The sequence below is a fragment of the Ursidibacter sp. B-7004-1 genome, assembly GCF_053654055.1.
The window spans coordinates 24,131-50,675 of sequence record NZ_JBSIUP010000011.1 but is presented as its reverse complement, the minus strand read 5'-3'; the positions used below and the strand labels follow the sequence as shown (position 1 = coordinate 50,675).

At 36.6% G+C, this 26,545-nt stretch carries 19 protein-coding genes; 8 read left to right on the top strand and 11 right to left on the bottom strand.

Translation table 11 applies throughout. The features are described from left to right. Positions 1-3: 3 nt before the first annotated feature. The 6 genes from ACWIW0_RS05320 to ACWIW0_RS05295 form a co-directional block, all read right to left on the bottom strand. On the bottom strand, positions 4-2,643 hold the full coding sequence (locus tag ACWIW0_RS05320) for an MlaD family protein (protein ID WP_454452499.1): 2,640 nt from the start codon (positions 2,641-2,643) through the stop codon (positions 4-6). Positions 2,644-2,745: 102 nt separating this feature from the next. Continuing rightward, positions 2,746-3,192, bottom strand: a complete 447-nt coding sequence (fur, locus tag ACWIW0_RS05315) for a ferric iron uptake transcriptional regulator (protein WP_157394534.1) — start codon at positions 3,190-3,192, stop codon at positions 2,746-2,748. A 21-nt stretch (positions 3,193-3,213) separates the two neighbouring features. Continuing rightward, a complete protein-coding gene (gene fldA, locus ACWIW0_RS05310; RefSeq protein ID WP_157394533.1) occupies positions 3,214-3,738 on the bottom strand; it encodes a flavodoxin FldA in 525 nt (174 codons plus the stop codon). Between the two features lie 27 nt (positions 3,739-3,765). Next, the gene (ybfE, locus tag ACWIW0_RS05305; protein WP_454452498.1) at positions 3,766-4,038 is read right to left on the bottom strand and encodes a LexA regulated protein; all 273 of its coding nucleotides are present in this window, start codon (positions 4,036-4,038) and stop codon (positions 3,766-3,768) included. Between the two features lie 175 nt (positions 4,039-4,213). Further along, the gene (locus ACWIW0_RS05300; protein ID WP_454452497.1) at positions 4,214-5,011 is read right to left on the bottom strand and encodes an ABC transporter ATP-binding protein; all 798 of its coding nucleotides are present in this window, start codon (positions 5,009-5,011) and stop codon (positions 4,214-4,216) included. Continuing rightward, positions 5,012-5,947: an ABC transporter permease gene (locus tag ACWIW0_RS05295; protein ID WP_454452496.1), complete on the bottom strand. Its 936-nt coding sequence runs from the start codon at positions 5,945-5,947 to the stop codon at positions 5,012-5,014. A 172-nt stretch (positions 5,948-6,119) separates the two neighbouring features. Between ACWIW0_RS05295 and ACWIW0_RS05290 the strand changes: the two genes are divergently transcribed. Continuing rightward, entirely contained in the window at positions 6,120-6,335 is a 216-nt protein-coding gene (locus tag ACWIW0_RS05290; RefSeq protein WP_454452495.1) for a YgjV family protein, read from the top strand. Between the two features lie 58 nt (positions 6,336-6,393). Here the strand turns inward: ACWIW0_RS05290 and ACWIW0_RS05285 are convergent, their stop codons facing one another. The 4 genes from ACWIW0_RS05285 to yajC all read right to left on the bottom strand — a co-directional run bounded on the left by ACWIW0_RS05285 (position 6,394) and on the right by yajC (position 13,502). Continuing rightward, positions 6,394-10,227 (bottom strand): M10 family metallopeptidase C-terminal domain-containing protein, encoded by a 3,834-nt coding sequence (locus ACWIW0_RS05285; RefSeq protein WP_454452494.1) that lies wholly within the window; start codon positions 10,225-10,227, stop codon positions 6,394-6,396. A 130-nt stretch (positions 10,228-10,357) separates the two neighbouring features. Then, positions 10,358-11,326: a protein translocase subunit SecF gene (secF, locus tag ACWIW0_RS05280; protein WP_454452493.1), complete on the bottom strand. Its 969-nt coding sequence runs from the start codon at positions 11,324-11,326 to the stop codon at positions 10,358-10,360. A gap of 9 nt (positions 11,327-11,335) precedes the next feature. Beyond that, on the bottom strand, positions 11,336-13,180 hold the full coding sequence (secD, locus tag ACWIW0_RS05275) for a protein translocase subunit SecD (RefSeq protein WP_454452492.1): 1,845 nt from the start codon (positions 13,178-13,180) through the stop codon (positions 11,336-11,338). 28 nt (positions 13,181-13,208) lie between these two features. Then, positions 13,209-13,502, bottom strand: coding sequence for a preprotein translocase subunit YajC (gene yajC, locus ACWIW0_RS05270; RefSeq protein ID WP_454452491.1), 294 nt, complete (start codon positions 13,500-13,502; stop codon positions 13,209-13,211). Positions 13,503-13,705: 203 nt separating this feature from the next. On the opposite strand from yajC, the gene ACWIW0_RS05265 reads away from it, so the two are divergent. From ACWIW0_RS05265 to metE, 7 genes are all read left to right on the top strand, one after another. Beyond that, complete coding sequence (locus tag ACWIW0_RS05265) at positions 13,706-14,266, top strand: YtfJ family protein (protein WP_454452490.1); 561 nt, start codon at positions 13,706-13,708, stop codon at positions 14,264-14,266. Between the two features lie 34 nt (positions 14,267-14,300). Beyond that, positions 14,301-15,509: a hypothetical protein gene (locus ACWIW0_RS05260; RefSeq protein ID WP_454452489.1), complete on the top strand. Its 1,209-nt coding sequence runs from the start codon at positions 14,301-14,303 to the stop codon at positions 15,507-15,509. Positions 15,510-15,758: 249 nt separating this feature from the next. Next, positions 15,759-17,594: a dihydroxy-acid dehydratase gene (gene ilvD / locus ACWIW0_RS05255; protein ID WP_454452488.1), complete on the top strand. Its 1,836-nt coding sequence runs from the start codon at positions 15,759-15,761 to the stop codon at positions 17,592-17,594. Between the two features lie 196 nt (positions 17,595-17,790). Continuing rightward, the gene (pyrG, locus tag ACWIW0_RS05250; RefSeq protein WP_454452487.1) at positions 17,791-19,431 is read left to right on the top strand and encodes a glutamine hydrolyzing CTP synthase; all 1,641 of its coding nucleotides are present in this window, start codon (positions 17,791-17,793) and stop codon (positions 19,429-19,431) included. Between the two features lie 191 nt (positions 19,432-19,622). Beyond that, the gene (locus ACWIW0_RS05245) at positions 19,623-21,839 is read left to right on the top strand and encodes a TonB-dependent siderophore receptor (protein ID WP_454452486.1); all 2,217 of its coding nucleotides are present in this window, start codon (positions 19,623-19,625) and stop codon (positions 21,837-21,839) included. A gap of 74 nt (positions 21,840-21,913) precedes the next feature. After that, positions 21,914-23,569: an ABC transporter ATP-binding protein/permease gene (locus tag ACWIW0_RS05240; protein ID WP_454452485.1), complete on the top strand. Its 1,656-nt coding sequence runs from the start codon at positions 21,914-21,916 to the stop codon at positions 23,567-23,569. Positions 23,570-23,818: 249 nt separating this feature from the next. Next, on the top strand, positions 23,819-26,089 hold the full coding sequence (gene metE, locus ACWIW0_RS05235) for a 5-methyltetrahydropteroyltriglutamate--homocysteine S-methyltransferase (protein ID WP_454452484.1): 2,271 nt from the start codon (positions 23,819-23,821) through the stop codon (positions 26,087-26,089). A 273-nt stretch (positions 26,090-26,362) separates the two neighbouring features. On the opposite strand, the gene ACWIW0_RS05230 is transcribed toward metE, so the two are convergent. Then, a complete protein-coding gene (locus tag ACWIW0_RS05230) occupies positions 26,363-26,482 on the bottom strand; it encodes a transposase-like zinc-binding domain-containing protein (protein WP_454452533.1) in 120 nt (39 codons plus the stop codon). Between the last annotated feature and the right edge of the window lie 63 nt (positions 26,483-26,545).

Genomic DNA, 26,545 nt, shown 5'->3' with positions numbered 1-26,545 from the left:
TTATTATTCTGCAACGCCTTGATCCCAACCTAACGCATCTTCTGGCGTTTTGCGTTGGAGTCGGAAACGGCGATTCGCTTCGGCTTGTGGTTGTACAACTTTACCTGACGGTGTTGAAAAAGCGATACCGCCATTCAGTAATTGCGACATCGTGCCTGAGTTTATACTTGCTCCACTTAAACTAATATCCATTGTGTAACCTGATGCAGTCCAAAACTGAGAGTTTTTACGCACTAAATGGCTATATTGGGAACTAATTTGCAAATGAATAAGTACCCTATCGCCTAATTCACTTAAACTCAAGCGTTTTACAATACCAACTTGCATTCCACGATATAGTACTGGTGCATCGGGCGTAATCCCATTTGCATCAGTGGTTTCAACAATAATTGGAAAACCGTTACTATATTGTGTTGCTAAGGTGTCTGTCTCTGATAAGGTAAACTCTGTCTTTTTCGTCCCCGTTCCAACTTCAACGGCAATATAATTTTGTAACGCAGCGTCTAAATTTTTAAAGCCTGTTGTACTAATTTCTGGGGAAACAGCTTTAAATTGACTACCTACTTTAGCTACCGTATTAAAATATTGCCCATCAATGAAAGCGGTAACTTTGACTTGTTTTTTTGCATTTTCTAGTTTGAGTGTTTCTACTCTACCGATAGTTAATCCCATATATTTTATTGGCATTCCTTCACTCAATTTAGAAGCATCTTTAGCTATCAAAGTAACATAGGTATTGCCTGAACGGGCTTTATCAAAGCTCGCATACAATATACGGTTATTTTTAGCACCGTTATTATCAAAACTAATCGCCCCTTTTAGCGTGCGAAGTAGCGGATCGGCTTGTAGGCTTAAACCATTTGTGGATAAATCCACTTTAACCGCTGGTTCAATCCAGAAACGGCTATGCTCGCTAATTAAATGGCGATATTTAGGTTCTATAAAAAGATCAACATCAAAACGGCTCTTTTGTGGACGAATGGCTAACACTTCTCCAATCGGGAATTTACGATAAAGAATCACAGAGCCTTTATCAATCCCCGATAATTCCATTGCACTCAAGCTCAGTGTTACGTTCTTCTCGCTGCTAATTAAACCGCTCTCGGCACTTTCAAGATCTTTGTATAAAGGATATTGAGCTTGGATCTTACCGCTTGGTTTACCGTCTAATAAACGAATACCGCCTTGTAGCCAAGAAGTTGGCGAGCCTGCGTGAATACGCATTCCATCTAATCCAATAGAGACATCTAAGTTAGAAATCGCCACAAATTTACTTTGTTGCCCAATTAAATGGCGATATTCAGGGAAAATAATCGCAGTAAAGGTTACATTTTCAATGGTTACATCACGTTTTAATAATTCACCAATTTGAACATCGTGATAATAAATCCCTTGCCCTTGATCGACACCATAAGATTGCGGAGCGGTGAGTGTAAAGGTAGTCGTATCGGCACGATTTAATAGAAAATCATCATTACGTTGTACGACAAACTGTTTGCTAGGTTCGCCATCGCCAGCGATTAACTCAAAATAATTGCCACGAAAAACTTCTCCTAGCCTAGTCAATTGCTCTTTATTCAATGAGAATTTAGGCTGTTTCAAAACGATAACTGAATTGGCTCGTAATAGCTCCTGATAATTGGGGTCAATCAACAATTTCCCTTTAATCTCTTCGTTGCCTTTTAGCCTATCAAATGGAGAATCTAATTGAGATAAGATACCAATCTGAATACCTTGGTAAAATAACCCCGTTTCATTCGCTTGAACAGTTGTCATCTCAGGTAAAGTAACATCGACTTCAATACCACGTTTAGCTGCTTTTAAATCACTATATAGCGTATATTCTTGACCTTGATTTGCTTGCTCAGAGTGTTCAGGTGAATCAAAGGCAACTGCACCTTGCACCACCGACAACAAGCTATCCATTTGAATAGATAGACCCGTTGCCATATTAAGATCGGCCTTTATACCGCTAATATTCCAAAAATGGCTATCCTGTTTAACTAAATTGGCATATTTTTTATCAATAATAAGCTCTATCTCAACTTTCTTCTGATCTTTGGTAAATCGGTAATCCGCCACAGTTCCAACAGGTACTTTACGAAAGTAAACACTTGCCCCAACAGCAATAGAGCCTAGATCATCTGCGAGCAACCTCACCATTAAATCGCCTTCATTTAACGGAACTAGTGGCGGTTCATTTTCAGCAATAAATTCATCTTCACTACTCCCTTCACCAGGAAGTAGAGTTATGTAGTTACCTGAAACTAACGTATCTAGCCCAGAAATCCCCGCTAAAGATGCCGTTGGTCTGACAAGCCAGAATTTAGTTTCGGAACGTAACACAGATTTTGCTTCAGGGTTAATTTCTGCGGTAACTTCAACTTCTTTGAGTCCATCGGTAAAACTAACCTTCTTCACTAAACCAATCTGTAAACCTTGATAACGAATAGCCGTTTTACCAGCGGTAATTCCTGCTCCATCGTGGAAACGAATGGTAATATCTTCGCCACGTTCTTTTAAAATTTGGAAAAAAAGTAGCGAGCCAATAATAAAAGCAACCAAAGGCAAGAGCCAAAATGGTGAGATTTTGCGTGGCTGACGAACTTTAGCAGGAACAGCTTCTGTAATATTGTTAGACATAAATTCTACGTTATTCAAATGTGCGTAAGCGGTGGGATTTTGCAAAAATTTTACAAAATCTCACCGCTTGGTGTTTAATTAGCAAAAAGAAAAGAGGTTAGCTTAGCTTTTATCTTTTTCATCACATTTTTGGATATTGCTACATTTGCCATAAAGGTAAAGACTATGATTTGTAAGCTCCATACCGTGTTGTTGGCTAATTTCACGCTGACGGCGTTCCATATCAGGATCTTTAAACTCAAACACTTTGCCACAGTCCATACAGATAATATGATCGTGTTCGTGGTTAAAATTAAGCTCATATACTGCTTTATTTGCATCAAAATTATGACGAGTTAGAATCCCAACTTCTTCAAATTGATTTAACACTCGGTAAACGGTTGCTAAACCAATCTCTGATTGCTTTTCTAACAACAATTTATAAATATCTTCCGCAGAGAAATGTTGCATTTGCTCACGCGTATTTTGCATCAGTTCAAGAATAGTTAAGCGTGGTTCAGTTACTTTTAGCCCAACTTTCTTGAGTAATTGTACATTTTCTTCAGACATTTTATGCTCCGTTTACGAGAATTAAGCTAATTCTGCTAAATACATTTCATCAAAAATTTGTTTACACCAACGATTAACACGATCTTCGGTTAATTCAGGTTGGCGATCTTCATCAATACACAAGCCAACGAATGTATTTTCATCAACTAAGGCTTGTGATGCTTCAAAACTATATCCTTCTGTTGGCCAATGTCCAACAATCACACCACCATTTGGTTCAATAACATCACGCACAGTTCCCATTGCATCACAGAAATATTCTGCATAATCTTCTTGGTCACCACAGCCGAAAATACCGACAACTTTACCCGTAAAATCAATTTCTTTTAAGGTTGGCATAAAATCGTCCCAATCTGCTTGAGATTCACCATAATACCAAGTTGGAATACCAATCAATAAGAAGTCATAGGCTTCTATATCTTCTTTCGTGCTTTTTGCAATATCACGAATATCAATCAGTTCTGCTCCAATTTGTTTTTGGATCATTTTTGAAATATTTTCTGTGTTTCCGGTATCTGAACCGTAAAATAAACCAACAACTGCCATTTAATTTACCTATATTTAATGAATGGATTACCCATTGATATGTTCACTTAAAATCTGTTCAATTAACTGCCCACGAGAAATGCCCCTTAGTAGAGCTTGTTCTTCTAAAGATTGAATTAAGTCAGAATGAAGTTTCAACTCAATTCGCCTTAACCCTGAAGAGCGATCTCGTTTTAATTGATTGCGTTTGTTAATGCGTAACTGCTGCTCTCGACTTAATGGATTTGAGCGTGGTCGCCCAACTTTTGGCAGTGAATCGAACAGATCAAGCGTAATATAATCTGAATCTTGCTTTGCCATCTTACACTTCTGGGCGGTTTATTCTCATTTGTAGATGAGAATGATACGCTAATTACTAAAATGGCAAATATACCACAATCTCAAAAAGTTTGGAATGTTAGGCTGAAATTTGGTTACGAAAATTTATATAATTAGATACATTACAATCTTGACTGAAATCAGGCATTATTTTCAATTAGCTGCTAAACAACAACCCATCATCACTTAATTGTTCGTGGCGGCTTTGCTCAAATAAGCGAAGTAAATCAGGTACGTCCATCTGTTTACGATTTTCACCAGAAACATCAAAAGCCACCTGTCCTTGATGTAGCATCACTGTTCGGTCGCCATAATCTAGGGCTTGTCGCATTGAGTGAGTGACCATTAAGGTGGTAAGTTTCTGCTCTCTAACAATTTTATTTGTTAGCTCTAGTACAAAAGCGGTGGTTTTAGGATCAAGAGCTGCGGTATGTTCATCAAGTAATAAAATACTAGAAGGCTGTAAAGATGCCATCAATAAGCTTACTGCTTGACGTTGTCCACCTGATAAACGCCCCATTTGGTCGGTTAAACGGTTTTCTAGCCCTAATTCTAATAACGATAGCTTTTCTCTAAAATGTTCACGAAGTTGGCGATTTAGAGCAAACCCAAACCCTCGTTTTTTCCCACGTTGATACGCCAGAGCCATATTTTCTTCAATGGTGAGCGACTCGCAAGTACCAGCCATTGGATCTTGAAATACTCGAGCAACTAAATTCGCTCTCTGCCAACTTGTTGTTTGACTAACGTCTTTACCTTGAATAAGAATATTGCCAGAATCAACACGACATTCGCCACTAATTGCATTTAGCAGTGTCGATTTACCCGCTCCATTACTGCCGATAACACAGACAAATTCACCTTCGGCAACGTCAAGTGATAATCCTCGTAAAACAGGGTTTTCAATAGCGGTTCCTTTATTAAAGGTAATAAACAGGTTGCGTAGTTCAATCATTTATTGCCCCTTCTTCATTGAAAGCTTTTGTTTAAATTTAGGAATCACTAATACAGCTACAACTAATAATGCGGTGATTAAATTGAGATCTTGTGGACCTAAACCAATACCATTCAGTGTTTCATTATTGAGAGCAAGTGCAATAAAGAAACGGTATAAAATAGAGCCAACAATAACCGCAAAGGTCAGCCAAATAATACGTTTAGCAGAGAAAATCGCCTCACCAATAATCACAGCGGCAAGTCCAATAACAATTGTCCCTACCCCAATAGAAATATCAAAACCACCATTACTTTGCACATATAGGCTACCTGCAAGTGCAATAAGCCCATTTGAAATCGCCATTCCTAATAAGGTCATTTTATTGATCGCAATCCCTTGTGCTTTTGCCATTCGAGCATTTGTTCCCGTTGCTCGTACAGCTAAACCGACTTGAGTAGCAAAAAAGAGATCAAATAATAATTTGGCAATAATCACCACAAAGATTGCAATCAGTAGGCGAACGATCGCTAGTTGTAAGTCATCACTAGCAAAAATACTATCGTAAACCGTTGGATCGCCTAACAGTGAAACATTTGGTTTCCCCATTATGCGTAGATTGATTGAATAGAGAGCGATCATCATTAAGATGCTGGCTAATAATTTTTCAATTTTAAAGCCAATATGCAAACTTGCTGTGATTACCCCTGCAATAGCCCCTGCAAACATACCCAATAATGTTGCGACCCAAGGATCGATGTTATTAAGAATACATAATACGCAAACACCACCACCAAGAGGGAAGCTACCATCTGCGGTTAAATCTGGGAAATCTAAGATTTTGTAAGAGATCAGCACACCTAATGCAACTAAAGCATAAATAAGCCCTAATTCTAATGCACCTATCCACGTAATATTAGTTAAAAATAAACTCAGAAATTGTAATAAGGAATCCATTAAATACTACTTTACTAGTACAAAAATATGGCTAATTTTACGCTATTTTGCGTAAAAAAGCAGTTTTTTTGTAAATTTTTTTGACGCAAACCTTTGCGTTAAAAACAGCTACCGACAAAAAGAGAAATTATGATTAGAATAAATCAACTCATTGTTAAATAAGGAAAGTAAAATGAACTATATTGAAATTTTAGGCTATGTTGCAATGTTACTTGTTGCTGGCTCATTCTTATTAAAAGATGTAATTAAGCTACGTTTAGTCAATGCTATTGGTGGTGTTTGCTTTGTTATTTATGGGTTGTTAATTGGCTCATTACCTGTTGTGGGGCTAAATATTTTTGTGGTATGCGTAAATGCTTACTACATTTTAAAAAGTAAAAACAGCTAAAGAAAGCGGTAAGATTTGCAAAATTTTTTACATATCTTACCGATAAAATGCCCATAAATTAAATTACTTCAAAATGGCTTTCCGTTAATAGCATTTTATTTTCAATAACTGCGAAGATATTATCAACATTGTTATAACGATAGCTTAATTCGCCTGTGGTTTGAGAATACTGAATAGCATCATTGCCTAATACATTGCCTGTATTTAGATCTTTAAAGATAGTTGAGGCGAGTTCAATCTTATCCATCGTTGGATCAAAATCCTTAATAATATCTTTAGAGCTATCTATTGCAGTATTAAATACGAAAGTATCTTTTCCGTTACCCCCAATTAAAATATCATCACCTAAACCTCCGATTAAGCGATCATCACCTTCTCCGCCATCAATTTGATCATTTCCAGCTAAGCCCCAAATGACATTATTTGCTTTGTTACCTGTTAATTTATCATTATGGTTAGAACCAATTAATTTCTCAATTTGGGTTCCATATCCAATAAAACTCTGTCCATTAGTATAATTATGCTGAGTATTTGGATATATATTACCATTTGCCTCAAAGGCTTTATCTAAGTTAGGAAATAAGTAATGAGCGGTTAGTTCTGTAGTATCTTTTACTACAAATGTATCGCTTGCTTTTTCTCCTACGAAGTTCCACGAACCAGGAGTAAGATTGACTGTTACCCCTTGTTGCTGGTCTGAAGCATCAAAAGTATCAACACCATTACCGTCCCAAATATAAATATCGCCATCCGATGTTGCAACATTAAAAGGTTTAAATTTATAAATATTATCTTCTTTACGAGCCTCTGGATTTACTCCAAAACGAAAATGTAAAAAAGCCAAATCAAATAACCCTAATCCTCGACGCTGGTAGCTATGCTCTTTATAGGACATTACCGTTAAATAACTATAATCTTCTTTAGCATCAAGTCGATGAGCAAAATCAAAAGGATGTTTTGCTCCAAAAGAGTGCATTGTTTCGTGTAATATTACTCTGATATAGTAATCACTATTGAACCCCATTTCTCCTCGATTAGCATTTTGGTTTAAATTAACCGAGTTTCCACCATAATGAGCAAAGCCTTCACTACTGCCACCCGAATACAATTGGTAGGTGATTGTGGGTGATTGACTGATTGCAACTTCTTGAAAATCGATATTGACACTTTCTTTGAAAATATTGAGTGCATTACGGATACTATCCTCAGCTTGAGTATGGCTATTCTTAAACTGCTCTGTAAGAGCGTATTTAAACACCGCTTTTTTCGTTGGGTCAAACGGTGCTGCCACTGTGTGCATTGGACTATCTTGATAACCATTTTTTGTATATATCAACGAATTTAAGAAATAAGGTCTATGTTCTTTAGCTTGCCAAGTATGAGCTGATACAAAAGCCCCCGTTATTTCAGGGTATGTTGCAATATCTATACTCGCAGTCGCTGTTTGTTGCGTTTCTGTACTTGTTAAAGTCACTTCGATTTTAGTGGCATTACTTATCAAATTCTTATCTATATTTAGACTAAAAGAGTTATCGCCATTTACCGTTGTGCTTTCTTTATGAGTGCCAACAAGAAGATCAACGGTATCTCCTGCTTTAGCAATACCGCTTACCTTACCATTTAAATTCACTTTAGTGTCAATACGGACAGGTTCAAAGACAACCTCTTCTTTACCATTTACTTTAGATACATTATTGCTAAATTCAACGGAATCAGCAGTTAATTTCACTGCTTTTTCAGTACTAACACGATAAATTTTATTGCCTGATGAATACTTTTCTCTTTCTGCAACAAAAATTAAAGATGGTGTTTGAAAAGAATACGCCATAGATTTACCAATCAATTCTTTGTATTCTGCATATGGAATTTCCATTACAAAACTTTGGTCATTTCGGTTAATTGGCGAGCTATATTTTTTTCCATTCCCATCTAAGGTAATGCTGTATATAAATTCAGAACCCCTACCATCAAATCGTTCAGTACCATAATCCATTTTATGGTTTCTATAAGGATAAGGAAGATTTTTTAATCTCCCTGAGATTTTGACAAACTCATTGAAATAATTATTTTGTTCAATAGGAGATAAAGTAATACTCAAATCTGCTGGTGCCACACTATCTTTTTCAGCATCAGCGATTTCAGTACTAACAGTGTCAGTATTAGCAATATCTGTATTAAAAGCCTGTTCTTCCTTTTGAGCTTCTTTTCCTTGAGTGCTAGTGCTTTTTACTGGATTATAATCATAATTTAACGAGCTATTTCCCCACGCTATATTATCTGCTTTATCTTTTACACTAATACGAGCAGTAAAGGTATTAATTCCCTCTTTTATCCCTGCTGTATCACTAGGTAATAAAATACTCCATTGATTATTTTCAACATTAGCCTGATATGATTGAGGTTCATTATTAACCAATACGATAACATTTATATGTTCAGCAGAAATATCATTATCAAAAGTAATATTGCCTTTTAATTGAATACTATTATCAGTTTGAGGTACAGCATTTATCGTTATTTGTGGAGTATTTAATGTTACATCATAGACATAAGATTTAGATGCTTGAGAATGACGAACATTACCAGCGATATCACGAACAGTTAAATCTGCCGTAATTTTATCTCCATCAGCAAAACTTTCCCGATCTAATTCTAATTCAAATACACCATCAGGTTTTATATTTATTGAACGGAATAATTTATTGCCAACTTGTAATGATAAAAGTGGCATATCTCCTTGCTCAAGCCCTACCACAGCACCACGAATAAGAATTTTATTACTAGAGCTTTGATTAATTATGTTATTTAAAGTAATTTCATCTAGTTTGATATTAGTATTTGGAGATGACAAATCTGCTTTTACCGTACGTTCTGCAGAAATAGTATCATCACCTTCCTTTATAATAGCTCTAATGGTATAACGCATATTATCTTGAAATTTAACATTGTCGAAATTTGCAACATAACGTCCATCTTCACCAATTTGAGTACTTGTGGTTAATTCTCGAATTGCGGAGCAGTTTGCACAATGACAAACCAATGTGATGATACTTCTTGGTAGTGCATTTTCGACAATACCTGTCACTGATAGAGTATTTGATTGTGCCTCCTCAATGTTGATAGTGTTATCTTGAGCAATATCATCAATAGTAATGTGTGTCTGCAACACTTCCACATTATAATGATGTTTTTTTCTTTCACTAATTTCTGCACCATTTCTGATAACAGCCGCCTCAATTTCACGATGTTCGAGAGCAGTTACTGTATCTATGGAAACTTCAAAATAACCATCTGTTACAGCAATGATTTTTTCTATATCCCCTATTTTAATTTTTATCTTATCTCCATCACTAAAATCAATAATATTCCCTTTAATGATTATATTATGTTCTTGGGATTCTGAGTGAGTAAGAATGTTATCATCAGTAACATGGATATTCTGAATTTTCGGTTCTTTTAATGATAATTTTGGTTCTTCCAGCGGTAAATCACTAGATTTATTACCTTTTCCACTCTTCCCTGCCCCCACACCAATAACTGCACCAACCAAAGCAATACCGCCTAGACTTAACAAAACAGTATTAGAATTTACTAATGAGTTTTCTACAATCTCTTCTGCAACTACCGTTTTAGCTTCTAAAGTTGAAAAATTATTTAAAGAAGAAACCGCTTGATAGTTGTTAATTTTAACTAAAGGAAGTTCTGTATTAGTAGCCGATGATAATGTTAATTCGCCATCCACTAGCGTTTGTTGTAAAGGTACAACTTGTCCATCTTGAGTTATTACTTGATATTGTGTATTAGGAGTTGCCTCTAAATAAACAATTTGCTCCAAAGAAATTGTTTCTTTTAACATTCCATTTTGGGTAATTTGTAGTAATAATTTAGACATAATATTTCTCAAAAAGAAGTATGGAAATTTAATAGGATTAGTTCGAGGAATTTAGGTAGGAATTATATCAGTATTATGCATTTAATTGTACAAAGTTTACATAATACTGATATTAATATTTAATTTTTTATCAATAATCAATCAGTGATTTTTGATCAGCACCCTCTTTTTCTACAACAGGTTGAATCATATGTTCACGTTTCAAGCCAAGCTGTAAAGCAACACCAATTGCAATATAGATTGATGAGTAAGTACCAAAACCGATACCAATCAGTAATGCTAGTGAGAAACTATGTAATGTAGGTCCACCTAGCCAGTAGAGAGCAAGAACGACAAATAATGTTGTTACCGATGTCATCAACGTACGAGAAAGCGTTTGGCTTAATGAAATATCAACCACTTCGATTGAACTTGCTCGGCGAATTTTAGGAAAATTCTCACGTACACGGTCAAAAACCACGATACTATCATTCAACGAGTATCCTACTACTGATAAGATTGCCGCCACAAAGGTTAAATCAATCTCAATTTGTAGAAATGAAAATACCCCGATAGTAACCATTACATCGTGGAAGAGAGCAATAATCCCCCCCACAGCTAAACGCCATTCAAAACGAACGCCAACATAAAGTAATAACATTGCAAGAGTTGCTAAAGTCGCATAAATCGCCCCTTGCGTTAGCTCTTCACCTACATTCGGGCCAACAAACTCAATACTTTGGATTTTTGCTCCAGCATCGAGTTCGTGATGGATTAAATCCATTACTTTGTTGCCTAATGTCATATCACCAGCAGACGCAGGAAGACGGATCATTACATCTTTTTGCCCACCAAATGTTTGCACCAATGCACTTGGATAACCATTTTTATCCAACACATCACGCACTTTAGCTAAGTCCGCAGGTTGAGAGAAATTGGTTTCAATAACAGTTCCGCCAGTGAAATCCAATCCCCAGTTAAAACCTTTTGTTACTACCGTAAAAATACATAGCCCTGTTACTATGATAGAGAACAGGAATGCAATCATTCGGTATCTCATAAAAGGAACCAATCGATATGGTAGCTTAATTTCTACCTCTTTTTCTGTTTGTGCAGTCATTTGATTCCCCTAAATCCAAAGTTTTTTCACACGTTTACCACCGTACACCCAGTTTACGAGCATACGAGTTCCTGTAATTGCAGTGAACATCGAGATCATTACCCCTAAGGCTAGGGTGACAGCAAAGCCCTTAACTGGACCTGTCCCCACTGCATAAAGGATCAACGATGTTAATACGGTAGTTAAGTTAGAGTCGAAGATACTGGTGAATGCGCCATTATAACCTTCGTGAATCGCTTGTTGAATGGAACGCCCATTACGAATTTCTTCTTTAATCCGCTCATAAATCAATACGTTAGCATCTACTGACATACCAACAGCTAACACAATCCCTGCAATACCTGGCATTGTGAGCGTTGCACCAATTAGCGACATTAAACCAATAGTTAGCACAAGGTTCGCTAATAATGCACCTGTTGCAAATAAACCAAATACTTTATAGTAAACCACACAGAATAAGATGGTTAAGCCTAAGCCTAATAAACCTGCTTCCATACCTTGAGCCACATTATCAGCCCCTAAAGATGCACCGATAGTACGTTCTTCAACAATGACGATCGGAGCAATTAACGCACCAGAACGAAGAAGTACTGCTAAGTTTTGTGCTTCAGCAGGGCTATCAATCCCAGTAATTTGGAACTGGCTACCTAAACGCGAGTTGATGGTCGCAATATTGATGACTTCTTCGTGTTTTTCTAAAATCACTTTTCCTTTGTCATCTTTACGACCAGAATCTTTAAACTCACTATAAAGGGTTGCCATTGGCTTACCTACCGCTGTTTTAGTCGCGGCAGACATCAATTCACCACCTTCACTGTCGAGGTTTATGCTTACTTGAGGTAAACCTTTATCATCTACGCCTGAATTTGCATTGATGATATGTTCCCCACCTAACACAGCCTTACGGAAAAGAATTGTCGGCACACCATCTTTAGTGTGCTTGATCTCAGAATCTGCTGGAATAATACCACGAGCAGCAGATTCAGGATTGGCTGTACTATTTACTAAACGAAATTCAAGAGTTGCTGTTGCACCTAAAATTTCTTTTGCTCGAGCCGTATCTTGTACCCCTGGTAATTCAACTACAATACGATCTGCCCCTTGACGCTGAATAGTCGGCTCAGAAACCCCTAACTCTTCAACACGTTTACGCAAAATAGAAAGATTTTGCTCAATCGCAGTATCACGAGCCGTTGCTAAACCTTGAGCTGATGGGCTAACAGTAATCTCAGTCGGAGAAAGGCGAGTTGCCTCTAAATTGGTGTGCGTTCTACGAAGATAACGAACCGCTTTATCGGCTGTTCCGCTATCTACAAATTCAACTTCATTAACAAAGTTATCCGCTTTTTTCACCGCTTTATATTGCAATTTCTCCTTACGAAATTCTGTACGTAACGTTTCTTGCAACTGATCTTGCTGTTTCGTCAAAGCAGTTTTCATATCCACTTCCATTAGGAAGCGAACTCCACCACGCAAATCCAAACCACGTTTCATTGGCTCACCACCGATAGATGTCAGCCATTCAGGTGTTGCAGGAGCAAGATTTAATGCCACAGAATAGTTATTGCCAAGTGCTTCAGAAATTTTTTCTTTAGCAGGAAGTTGCTCTTCATCTTTATTTAAACGCACCAAAATTGAGCCATTTTCTAAGCTCATCGCTTTTGGTGTGATATTCATTGATTGAAGAACAGATTGAACTTTGGTGAGAGTTTCACCAGTAGCTTGCTGACCCCTTGTACCTGAAACTTGTACAGAAGGATCTTCGCCATATAAATTTGGAAGGGCGTATAAAGCACCAATGGCGACCACAAAGATCACCATTAGATTCTTCCAAAGAGGGAAACGGTTTAACACAATACATCCCCGTATTTAAAAGAAATAATTAAAGAGATTTCAATGAACCTTTTGGTAACACTGCAACCACGAATGCACGCTGGATAGTCACTTCGGTCGTATCATTTAATGCAATCACGATATTTTCATCTTCTGCCGATACTTTGGTAATTTTACCTACTAAACCACCGCTTGTTAGCACCTCATTACCCTTTGCTAAGCTAGCGAGAAGTTCACGTTGTTGTTTTTGGCGTTTTGCTTGTGGACGGTAAATCATAAAATAGAAGATTAAACCGAAGATCACTAAAATAAAGATCATTTCTAATCCGCCGCCTTGCTGCATATTAAGCTCCTTAAAATAAAATTCAAAAAACAATAAATTCTTTTCTACCAAGAGAAAACACTGCGTAAAATAGCATAAAATTGCTTATTAAACGAGAAGAAAATCGATCAATAGGCTGATCCGTTCTCTTTATTTCTCTTTTTCAGTGTAGAATAGTCATATTGTTCCTATTACTGGGTAATTCAATAGAGAAAGGAAAAAAGATGAAAAAATTTGTATCACTAGCGGTCATTTCAGGATTATTTTTTGCAAATAGTGCTATGGCACATAACATACAGTTAAATGCAAGTTTACCTTCTGTTACGGTGGCAGAAGATGGGGAATTAGTAGCACAAGGCAAAAAGATCAACTATAAAGCGTGGTCTTCAGAGAGCTTATCTGGAAAAGTGAGAGTTGTTCATCACTTAGCTGGTAGAAGTAGTGTAAAAGAAAAAAATCAAGGCTTGATGACTGCTATCAAAAATGCTGGATTTGATCGTGCTAAATATCAAACCACCACAATTATCAATGCTGATGATGCCATAGTGGCTACAGGGGCTTTTGTAAAAAGCAGTGCAGAAGATGGGAAATTAGAAAATCCACATAGCCAAGTTATCTTAGACCAAAACAGTACTGTTAAAAAAGCATGGCAACTCAAAGAAAAAGAGAGTTTTATCGCAGTTTTAGATAAGTCTGGTAAAGTTCAGTTTGTATCAGAGGGCAAATTATCCCCAGCTCAAATTCAACAAGTGATTGATTTGACGAAACAATTAGTGTTGCAGTAGAGCATTTAAATAATACTATATAATAGGATCTTTAATGGAAAAATTAGAAAAGTTTGAAATATATATTGATTTTGCAACTATACCAACATTAAATTATTTTTATCATTTTATAGATAACTTGAATGATAAAGATACTACTCGTTGGTTTGCGTTATCTAGATTTGAAATTCCAGAAAATATAATAAATACCTTTCCCAAAGGGAAATTAGTAACATATAAAGTTATAGAGCATAATATTGAAAAACTAGTTGAAGACTTTAAACATACTGTTTACAACAGCCAATCTAAATTGGATATAAGATTGCACATAAACCTATTTCATTCTCTAGAAATATTAAAAAACATTATTTTTATATATGCTAATAATAAAGATAAATTTGAAAATTTCAGTTTTTGTTTTTATGACGATGGTGCTGAAGGTGCTGTAACACTCCATGAACTCTCAAAATTAGATGAAGTCAATTTAGCTAATACAATCAAAGAACATAATGAAATCTTAAATAACCTTGTTAAAGGTCAAAATGTTAGGGTTTATAATCAATTATTGTTTAGGTATTTGTGGAATAATGTTATTAAGACATCTTATTGCTTATGTAATACATCTTTATTAGATAAAGGTTTCTTGCCAATACTAAAAAAACAAATGGGAAATATTGAATTAATGAATTTTAATAAGTTCCATAACTTTAGTGATTATCAAAAAGATATGATGGCAAGTCTATTAAATATAAAAACAAATGATATTCATAATATAATTAATCTTTCAAAAATGTATAAATCTACTGTTTTACTAGGAACAACTGTATTTAATATTTCTGAAGATTCTATACCTGTTTTAGAAAGTATTCACTTCAATGCGATTAAAGAAATGACATTACCTAAAGGTCGATTTTTTAATAATAAAAATGACCACCTATTTTTCTACAAAGGTCATCCTCATGCAAAAGAATTGAATAATAGAATAAAGGAAAATTTTGAACATCTTATTATCATTCCTGATCATATCGCATTTGAAACATTGCTTTTATTAGGATTTAAACTTGATAGCTTAGTTGGATTTGCTGGTACGGCATTATTTGGAGTATCAAAAGATATTATTTCAGATCAGATATTTCTAACTAAAAGTGAAGAAAAATATAGAGGTAGTTATTTATTCAATCAACAATATGAACTGAGTCAATCATTATTAAGTCTAGGGTATATTAGAGAAGAAAACGTTCATTTTTTTGATGATTTCTTGTAGATTCTTTTATACCATAAGCTGAAAATTAAGATAAGGTATAAACATACAGCATATCATTGATAAAATTTTTCATTCGGACGCATTCAGTGTACCCCTAAAAATAAATTTTAACCAATTGAAAAATAAATGTTTTTTGTCATTTGTGTAGGGGTTACACGCTGATGTCCGTTTGTTAATAACGGCAATATAAGGTATAGAAACACCGTATTTTTAATATTTCAAAACACAACATATTAACTTGGAGAGATTATGCCAAAATTACGTTCAGCGACCAGTACACAAGGTCGTAATATGGCGGGAGCACGTGCATTATGGCGTGCAACAGGAATGAAAGAGAATGATTTCGGTAAACCTATTATTGCGGTAGTGAACTCATTTACTCAATTTGTACCAGGACACGTTCACTTAAAAGATATGGGGCAATTAGTTGCCGCTGAAATTGAAAAAGCAGGTGGTGTCGCAAAAGAGTTTAATACTATCGCAGTAGATGATGGAATCGCAATGGGACACGGTGGAATGTTGTATTCACTACCAAGCCGCGATCTGATTGCGGATAGCGTAGAATATATGGTGAATGCTCATTGTGCCGATGCAATGGTTTGTATCTCTAACTGTGACAAAATTACCCCAGGAATGTTAATGGCAGCCCTGCGTTTAAACATTCCAACGGTGTTTGTATCGGGCGGTCCAATGGAAGCAGGTAAAACCAAATTATCTGATAAAATTATTAAATTAGACTTAGTTGATGCAATGATCCAAGGGGCAAATCCAAATGTATCCGATGCAGAAAGCGAACAAATTGAGCGTTCTGCTTGCCCTACTTGTGGTTCTTGTTCAGGAATGTTTACCGCAAACTCAATGAACTGCTTAACCGAAGCATTAGGGTTAAGCTTACCAGGAAATGGCTCTTGTTTGGCGACTCACGCTGACCGTAAGCAATTGTTCTTAGATGCGGGTAAACAAATTGTTGAACTTTGCAAACGTTATTATGAACAAGATGATGTTTCAGTGTTACCACGTTCAATAGCAACCAAAGATGCCTTTGACAATGCGATGAGCCTTGATATTGCAATGGGTGGTTCAACCAATACTGTATTGCATTTATTAGCAGCTGCTCAAGAAGCAGAAGTTGATTTCACTATGGCAGATATTGATCGCCTTTCTCGAGTTGTACCTTGTTTAAGTAAAGTTGCCCCAAATACGCAAAAATACCATATGGAAGATGTTCATCGTGCAGGTGGGATTATGGCAATTTTGGGTGAGTTAGATCGTGCAAATTTACTGAAAAATCAAACTCGTACCGTATTAGGAATGAGTCTTGCGGAACAAATTGCGAAATATGATATTGTTTTAACAAAAGACGAGGCTGTACATAAGTTTTTCCGAGCAGGCCCAGCGGGTATTCGTACCACTCAAGCCTTCTCACAAGATTGCCGTTGGGATAGCGTTGATGATGATCGTGAAAACGGCTGTATTCGTAGCAAACAATTTGCATATAGCCAAGACGGTGGATTAGCAATGCTATCAGGTAACATTGCATTAGATGGTTGTATTGTTAAAACTGCTGGGGTTGATGAAAGTATTCTCAAATTTACAGGTAAAGCGATTGTATTTGAAAGCCAAGAAGATGCCGTAGCAGGAATTTTAGGCGGTAAAGTACAAGCAGGACACGTTGTGGTGATTCGCTATGAAGGACCAAAAGGCGGACCGGGAATGCAAGAAATGCTTTATCCAACCAGTTATCTCAAATCAATGGGATTAGGCAAAGCGTGTGCATTATTAACAGACGGACGTTTCTCTGGTGGTACATCGGGTTTATCTATTGGACACTGCTCACCAGAAGCAGCCGCTGGCGGTTTAATCGGTGTTGTTAAAGATGGTGATACCATTGAAATTGATATTCCAAATCGTAAGATTGAGTTAGTTGTACCAGAAGCGGAGCTTGCTGCTCGCCGAACAGAGCAAGATAAACTTGGCTGGAAACCTGCAACTCGCCAACGTGAAGTGTCATTTGCTTTAAAAGTTTATGGACACTTTGCAACATCGGCAGATAAAGGTGCGGTTCGCGATAAAACGAAAATTTAATGATGAGATAAGCGGTCAGATTATGCAAAAAATTGGTAAAATCTTACCGCTTATTCAAGTTATATTACGAAGTAGATTTATGTTTAAGTCCTAGCAAAACAATAATTTTTACTGTAAACTATGCTCCCGTCCTAATGGTATTACCATTCACAGATTTTCAATTTCAATTCAACCAATCAAATAAAGGCAAAATACAATGGCAACGAATTATATTTTCGTGACAGGCGGTGTTGTTTCTTCTTTAGGTAAAGGAATTGCTGCAGCATCTCTTGCATCTATTTTGGAAGCGCGTGGCTTGAAAGTCACTATTATGAAACTTGATCCTTATATCAATGTCGATCCTGGTACAATGAGCCCAACACAACACGGTGAAGTGTTTGTAACCGAAGATGGTGCAGAAACAGATTTAGACTTAGGGCATTATGAGCGTTTTATTCGCACCAAAATGACCAAAGCCAATAACTTTACAAGCGGTAAGATCTACTCAGAAGTTTTACGCAAAGAACGTCGTGGCGACTATTTAGGTGCAACCATTCAAGTTATTCCACATATTACTAACGAAATCAAAGCAAGAGTGATCGAAGGCGGTAAAGGGCAAGATGTTGCTATCGTAGAAGTAGGTGGCACAGTTGGTGATATTGAATCTTTACCATTCTTAGAAGCATTACGTCAGCTTGCGGTAGATGTCGGTCGTGAAAAAACCTTATTTATGCACTTAACCCTTGTGCCATATATTCCAACAGCAGGTGAAGTCAAAACAAAACCAACGCAACACTCAGTAAAAGAGTTACTTTCTATCGGTATTCAGCCAGATGTGTTGGTCTGCCGTTCAGATCGTGCTATTCCTGCGAATGAGCGTGCAAAAATTGCATTATTCTGTAATGTACCAGAACGTGCGGTTATCTCATTAAAAGATGTTGGTTCAATTTATCAAATTCCAGCATTACTTAAATCACAAGGATTAGACGACTTTATTTGCGACCGTTTCCATTTAAGCTGCAAAGAAGCAGATTTATCTGAATGGGAAAATGTACTTTACCAACAAGCTAATCCAACGGGCGAAGTAACTATCGGTATGGTTGGCAAATATGTTGAGCTGCCAGATGCTTATAAATCTGTAAATGAAGCATTAAAACACGCGGGACTAAAAAATCGCTTAACAGTTAATATTAAGTATATTGACTCACAAGATGTAGAAACCAAAGGGATTGAAGTACTGAAAGGTGTTGATGCGATTTTAGTGCCTGGTGGATTCGGCTATCGTGGTGTAGAAGGTAAAATTTTAACGGCACAATATGCTCGTGAAAATCAGATTCCATATTTAGGGATTTGCTTAGGAATGCAGATTGCCTTAATTGAGTATGCTCGTAATGTAGCAGGTTTAAAAGGTGCAAATTCAACGGAATTTGATAAAGATTCGGCATATCCTGTTGTTGGTTTAATTACCGAATGGCAAGATGCAGAAGGTAATGTAGAGGTTCGTTCAGATACATCAGATCTTGGCGGTACAATGCGTTTAGGTTCACAAGCGTGTCATTTAGTTGAAGGTAGTTTGGCGCGTGAATTATATGGAAATGAAACCATCTACGAACGTCATCGCCACCGTTATGAAGTAAATAACACCTTATTACCACAAATTAAAGCAGCTGGCTTAAAAGTAACAGGGCTTTCTGCTGATCGTAAATTAGTTGAAATTATTGAAGTACCAAACCACCCTTGGTTTGTTGCAGCACAATTCCACCCAGAATTTACATCAACGCCAAGAGATGGACACCCATTATTTGAAGGCTTTGTAAAAGCAGCCAAAGAGCATCAAGCAAAAGTATCTAATTCATAACGAATTGATATAACAACGAAAGCGGTTAGTTTGTGAAGAAAATTTGCAAAAAATTTTCATAAACTGACCGCTTTTTACTGGTCTAATTTGTCTATTTAGATTTCATTTTATTTATTTTTTTATTGAAAATAATTGTCATATTTAATAGTATAAAAAATAGTTGTATTTTTTATTCATTTATCGGGTTATGTATGACACATTTTCATTTCAAATTAAGTTTAATTAGCTGCGCTATTATTGCAATGCCAGCACTTGCTAACACTGAGCAAGCTCAAGGTAATGGGCTAGATACTGTTGAGGTAACAGTAAAAAGTGGCAATACGCTAACGGAACATAGCCAATCATTAACCACTTCTGCAATGAAAACAACCACTGGTCTTGTTCTCTCTCCAAAAGAAACACCACAATCTGTTAGTGTTGTCACTAAAGCTCATCTAGATAAACGTGCTATTACCTCGATGCAAGATGCTCTCAAAACGACAACAGGCATCAATGTAATTCCTGATGGTGCTTACTATCGTTATCAGTCGAGAGGATTTTATATCGATCAAATTGAAGAAGATGGCATCTCAAGTGCAGTGCGTGGTTCTCGTGATAATACTTTCCGTGATCCGCAGAGTATGACAGATTTAGTCATCTACGATCACATTGAAGTGGTGCGTGGAGCAACAGGTTTAACGCAATCAACAGGTGAGCCTGGCGGTACGATTAACGCAGTGCGTAAACGTCCAACCAGTGAGTTCCAAGCAAATGGTAATTTCCAATTTGATACGAATGGTAAAGCAAGAACAACTGCAGATTTATCGGGGACTCTTGGTGCGGGAGTAAGAGGGCGTTTAGTTTCTGTATTAGAAAATGATCCAACTTTTAAAAAGTTACCGAATGACAATACTAAACGTGCATTATATGGTGTAATGGATATTGAAGTTGGTTCAAATAGTCAGCTTACTCTTGGCGCGTTATATCAGAATCTACATACAACTCCTGATGTGTTTGGTGTACCGATGAATAAAGATGGTGCTGATGCTGGTTTTCATCGTGATACTTATTTAGGTTATAACTGGAATCGAGAAAAAGCTCGTAAATTTAATGTATTCGCTGAATTTGAAACATTCTTTAATGATAATTGGAAATTAACCAATAAAGTTAATTATATTAAGAATTATACAACTCAAGGTTTTGGTTTTATTGCTGAAGCTGCTACTAGTTATAAAGGATATTCAGCAGGTGAAACGTTAAAAACCAACAATTTATTACGCTATGACAATAAAGGCGATCAAATTGACTTCCAATCAACCTTAACTGGTAAATATGATCTGTTTGGTCGTCAGCACGAACTCTTCTTAGGCTACTCTTATAGTCGTGAAACGGCAGATAATCGTTTCCGCCGTATCCGAAATACTGATGCTTTCGAACCACGCCAATTTAATGGTAGTGAAATTGCCGAGCCGAATTGGAATACGCAATATAATGATCAAACTTTCTATGACAGAGCAAGTTATAACCAAGCAATCACCTTCGGTTCTCGTTTTAGCTTGTTAGATAATTTACATCTACTTGCGGGTACTCGTTATAGCCACTGGAAACAGATTGGTAATACTAATTATGATTGGTGGAACGGTAGAGCTGATAGTGATCCTGATGTACACAGCCATTTATCTCGGGTTCGTTTTGTGCCTTATGCAGGGCTAACTTATGATATCAACCCAAATAATAGTTTGTATTTAAGTTATACGGCTATTTATAAACCGCAATCAAATACAGATAAAAATGGCAAAACAATTAAACCAGTTACTGGAACAAACTATGAATTAGGTTGGAAAGGTGAATGGCTTAATGGTGGGCTAAATGCTTCTGTTGCACTTTTCCAGATTTCTCAAAAGAATAGAGCAATGCAGATTACACCTGCAATGGATCCAAGCGTAAGTAGAGCCTATTTCATTGCAAATGGCGAAGTTCGTAGTCGTGGTGTTGATGCAGAATTATCAGGTCATCTAACGGAAGATTGGCAATTATCTGCAGGTTATACCTTTAATCAAAGTAAGTATTTGAAAACAGAGAGTAGTCAGTATTTAGTTGGTGCAAATTATAGTAAACATACACCAAAGCATATTTTCCGCTTATATACTGATTATGTCTTACCTTTCGACCAGAAAAAATGGTCTATTGGTACAGGTGTTGCATTCCAAAGCAAAGTAGATAGTTTATGGAATGTGAAACAAGGAAGTTATGCAATTTGGGACGCTAACATTCGTTACCAAGTGAGTAAGAACATTGCATTACACCTTGTAGGGAAAAATTTAACGGATAAACGTTATTTTGAGAATCACCGAGTGCGTACTTTAGGAATTAACAATCTTTATGGGCAAGGGCGTACCTTCCTATTTAATTTAGATTGGAAACTCTAATTGGTAAATCTTTTCTAAAATCAGACCGCTTAATTGATAGTGAGTAACTCTCACTATCAATTTTTATTTAAAAAATGAAAACAATTTCGCAATTTTTACAATTAGCCAAACCATTTTGGTGTAATAAACATCAAGGTATTGCTTGGTTTTTACTTTGTCTTGTTATTACGTTTGCATTGCTCATTATTCATATTAGCGTATGGATTACTGAGTGGAATAAAGCTTTCTATGATGCTCTTGCTGAATTTAATGGCGAAGTAATACCTGAATTAGTGATGCATTATTTAGGTTATATTATCCTTATTGTGAGCTTTATTGTGTGTGGCAATTGGCTAAGAAAAGTCCTGATTTTTCGTTGGAGAGAGCATTTAACAACCCAATTTCAACAACTTTGGTTAGAGCAAAGCAAGCATTACCACCTTTCTTATTTTCAATATATTGATAATCCCGATCAGCGTATTGCTGAAGATGTAGCTTTACTGGCAGAAAAAAGTATTGATTTATTTAAGTATTTCATAATGAATTTGGCAAAATTGGTCGCTTTTATTGCTATCTTATGGGAACTATCACATATTCAAACATTTAATATTGGTGGTGAAACAATCACTATCTATGGTTATCTAGTTTGGATTGCTCTCATCTACTCAATACTTTGTACACTGTTGATGCACTTTATTGGGCATAAATTACAGCCCCTCAATATAGAACGCCAACATAAAGAAGCGGATTATCGTGCAACATTATTAAATATTCGAGAGCACTCAACGCAAATTGCCTCTTATCGTGGTGAGCAAAGAGAAATTTCACGTTTATCAACACATTTTCAAAAGATTAAACAGAACTGGCAAGAATTGATTGCAAGAGAATTTAAGGTTGAAATCTTTTCAGCAAGCTATTTACGCCTGAGCTTATTTATTCCGATTTTTGCTACATTGCCAATGTATTTAGCTCGAACAATGACATTTGGCGATATGATGCAAGCAAGAAGTGCATTTTCTAATGTACAAGATGGTTTCGGCTGGTTTATGGATTATTATAAAAAATTGATGGAATGGGCTGCTGTTGTTGAACGTTTAGCGACATTTCAAACAGCATTGTTATCGCTAAACAGATTTGACACAGAACATAATAAAAGTTCAGCAGATATTGCATTGAGAGTAGATGATTTGGCGGTATATACCCCCGATAAAAAGCAACTTTTTGCAAATTTTTCACTCAATTTCACCGCTTATGATTGGGTCTTGATAGACGGGCAAAGTGGCGTAGGAAAATCAACCCTACTCAAAACTTTAGCAGGGCTTTGGCATTACTATTCGGGGCATATTGATGTAAAAGGCTCTATATTATTTTTACCACAAACACCTTACTTAACAGAAGGTAGTTTGCGAGCCATACTTAGTTATCCGAATTTACCTATTGGTGATGATAACCACTTAAAGATAGTTCTAACTCAAGTTGGGTTATCAGAATTAGTGGATCAGTTAGATTCTATCAAAGCGTGGCAAAATATACTCTCTGGAGGGCAACAACAGCGTATTAGTATTGCTCGAGTATTATTAGTTCGTCCGCAGATACTTTTTTTAGATGAAGCAACAAATCAATTAGATACAAAATCAGCATTAGAGATAATTTCACTACTTCAACGACAACTACCATCAACATTATGTTTAGTGGTGAGTCATCAAGATGAAGTAAAGCGTTTAATGAACAAACAAATCGTCATAAGTTAAAACTAAGCGGTATATTTATGTAAATTTTATTCATAAACTGACCGCTTGTTTTTTATCTTCACCTATAAAATCATAGTGATATGATTAAACTTTCTTCATTTTAGTCTCTCTATACTTATCCATTATTAAAAATTTTCATATTAATGTGAAAATTATACATTTGCATAATGTAATAAATTTTATCATTATGTACTCCATCTAGACGGCTAAACGTCTGAAGTTAATTTCAAACTAACTAGGAGATTTACAATGACAACATTTCACGTATTAGGTTTTCCGCGTGTTGGTGCAAAACGCGAATTAAAATTTGCTCAAGAACGTTATTGGCGTAAAGAATTAGCAGAACAAGATTTATTAGATTTAGCCAAAGCATTACGTGAGAAGAACTGGAAACATCAGGCTGCTGCCAATGCAGACTATGTTGCAGTAGGTGATTTCACTTTCTACGATCACATTTTAGATCTTCAAGTGGCAACAGGGGCAATTCCTGCACGTTTCGGTTTTGATAGCCAAAAATTAACCTTAGATCAATACTTCCAACTTGCTCGTGGTAACAAAGAACAGTTTGCTATTGAGATGACGAAATGGTTCGATACAAACTACCACTATTTAGTACCAGAATTTCACAAAAATACAGAATTTAAGGCCAATCCGGCTCACTATGTAAATCAAATTCGTGAAGCAAAAGCATTAGGCTTAAACTTCAAGCCTGTAATTGTTGGGCCATTAACATTCTTATATTTAGGGAAAGAGAAAGGCGAAGCATTTAACCGTTTCGATTTACTCAATCAATTACTCCCGGTTTATGTGGAAATTCTAAACGCACTGGTTGCAGAGGGAGCAGAGTGGATTCAAATTGATGAACCGGCTCTTGCATTAGACTTACCGGCAGAGTGGGTTGAAGCATATAAAGCGGTATATGCAGAGTTAAGCAAAGTGAATGCGAAAATCTTACTGGCTACTTACTTTGGCTCAGTGGCAGAACACGCCGCACTATTAAAAGGCTTGCCTGTTGATGGCTTACACTTAGATTTAATTCGTGCACCAGAGCAACTTGCTGCCTTTGAAGATTACAGCAAAGTGCTTTCAGCAGGGGTTATTGAAGGGCGTAACATCTGGCGTGCAAACCTAAACAAAGTGTTAGATGTATTAGAGCCATTAAAAGCAAAATTAGGCGAACGCTTATGGATTGCTCCAAGTTGCTCATTACTTCACACGCCGTATGACTTAGAAGTAGAAACACAATTAAAAGAGAAAAATCCGGATTTATACTCTTGGTTATCTTTCACTTTGCAAAAAGTTGAAGAATTAAACGTATTAAAACAGGCGTTAAATAACGGACGTTCAGCGGTTCAAGCACAATTAGATGCAAGCCAAGCAGCGGCTGATGCTCGTGCAAACAGCAAAGACATTCATCGTCCTGAAGTGGCAGCGCGTTTAGCAAACTTACCGGCAAATGCAGATCAACGTAAATCACCATTTGCCGAGCGTATCAAATTGCAAAATGCGTGGTTAAACTTACCGCTTCTTCCGACAACCAATATTGGTTCTTTCCCACAAACTACGGAAATCCGTCACGCTCGTGCGAGCTTCAAAAAAGGTGATTTAAGCCTTGCAGATTACGAAGCAGCAATGAAGAAAGAGATCGAATATGTGGTTCGCCGTCAAGAAGAATTAGATTTAGATGTATTGGTTCACGGTGAAGCAGAACGAAACGATATGGTGGAATATTTCGGCGAATTATTAGACGGTTTCGCCTTCACGAAATTCGGTTGGGTACAAAGCTACGGTTCACGTTGTGTAAAACCACCGGTGATTTATGGTGATGTGGTACGCCCGGAACCAATGACTGTACGTTGGTCACAATATGCTCAAAGCCTAACCAACAAGGTGATGAAAGGGATGCTAACAGGCCCTGTAACTATCTTGCAATGGTCATTCGTACGTAACGATATTCCACGTTCAACCGTATGTAAACAGATCGGTGTAGCACTTTCTGATGAAGTATTAGACTTAGAAAAAGCAGGGATCAAAGTAATCCAAATTGATGAACCTGCAATTCGTGAAGGTTTACCGCTTAAACGTGCAGATTGGGACGCTTACTTACAATGGGCTGGTGAAGCATTCCGTTTAAGCTCAATGGGTGTAGCTGATGATACACAAATCCATACACATATGTGTTACTCGGAATTTAACGACATCTTACCAGCTATCGCTGGTTTAGATGCGGATGTCATTACGATTGAAACTTCTCGTTCAGATATGGAATTATTAACTGCATTCGGTGATTTCAAATACCCTAATGACATCGGTCCAGGTGTTTACGATATTCACAGCCCACGAGTACCAACAGCTGAGGAAATCGAACACTTATTGCGCAAAGCATTAAATGTCGTACCGAAAGAGCGTTTATGGGTCAATCCGGACTGTGGCTTAAAAACCCGTGGTTGGGCGGAAACCATTGCTCAGTTAGAAGTGATGATGGAAGTAACCAAAAAACTACGCAAAGAATTAGCGTAATCATACACAAACTTAATGTTAAAAGCGGATTTAAAAATCCACTCAGATTATTGACGAACTTATTTCGTGTAGGGTGGGCTTAAGCCCACCATTTTGTAACTTATTGATTTTAAAGATGGTGGGCTTAAGCCCACCCTACAGATTTTACGTTCTTTTGAAGTTTGTCATCAGTCTGAGCGGATTTAAAAATCCGCTTTTTTTATTCGGACACCAGTGTGATTTCCTTACCATTATGAATAGATAATTTCTGCTTCAGTTCTTTAAATAATCCTTCTATCCGATTTGTTGTATTTTCAATATTTTATTACACGCTAAACATTCATAACGTTGAAACTTATTTTTAAAGTCATACTTTTGTGTTTTTGAAGATTGGCAAAAAGAGCAAGTTTTTATTCATATTTTAAAAAGGCAGGTTAAATTCTTGTACTATAAGGGTTTAACTCATTTTTACTAACC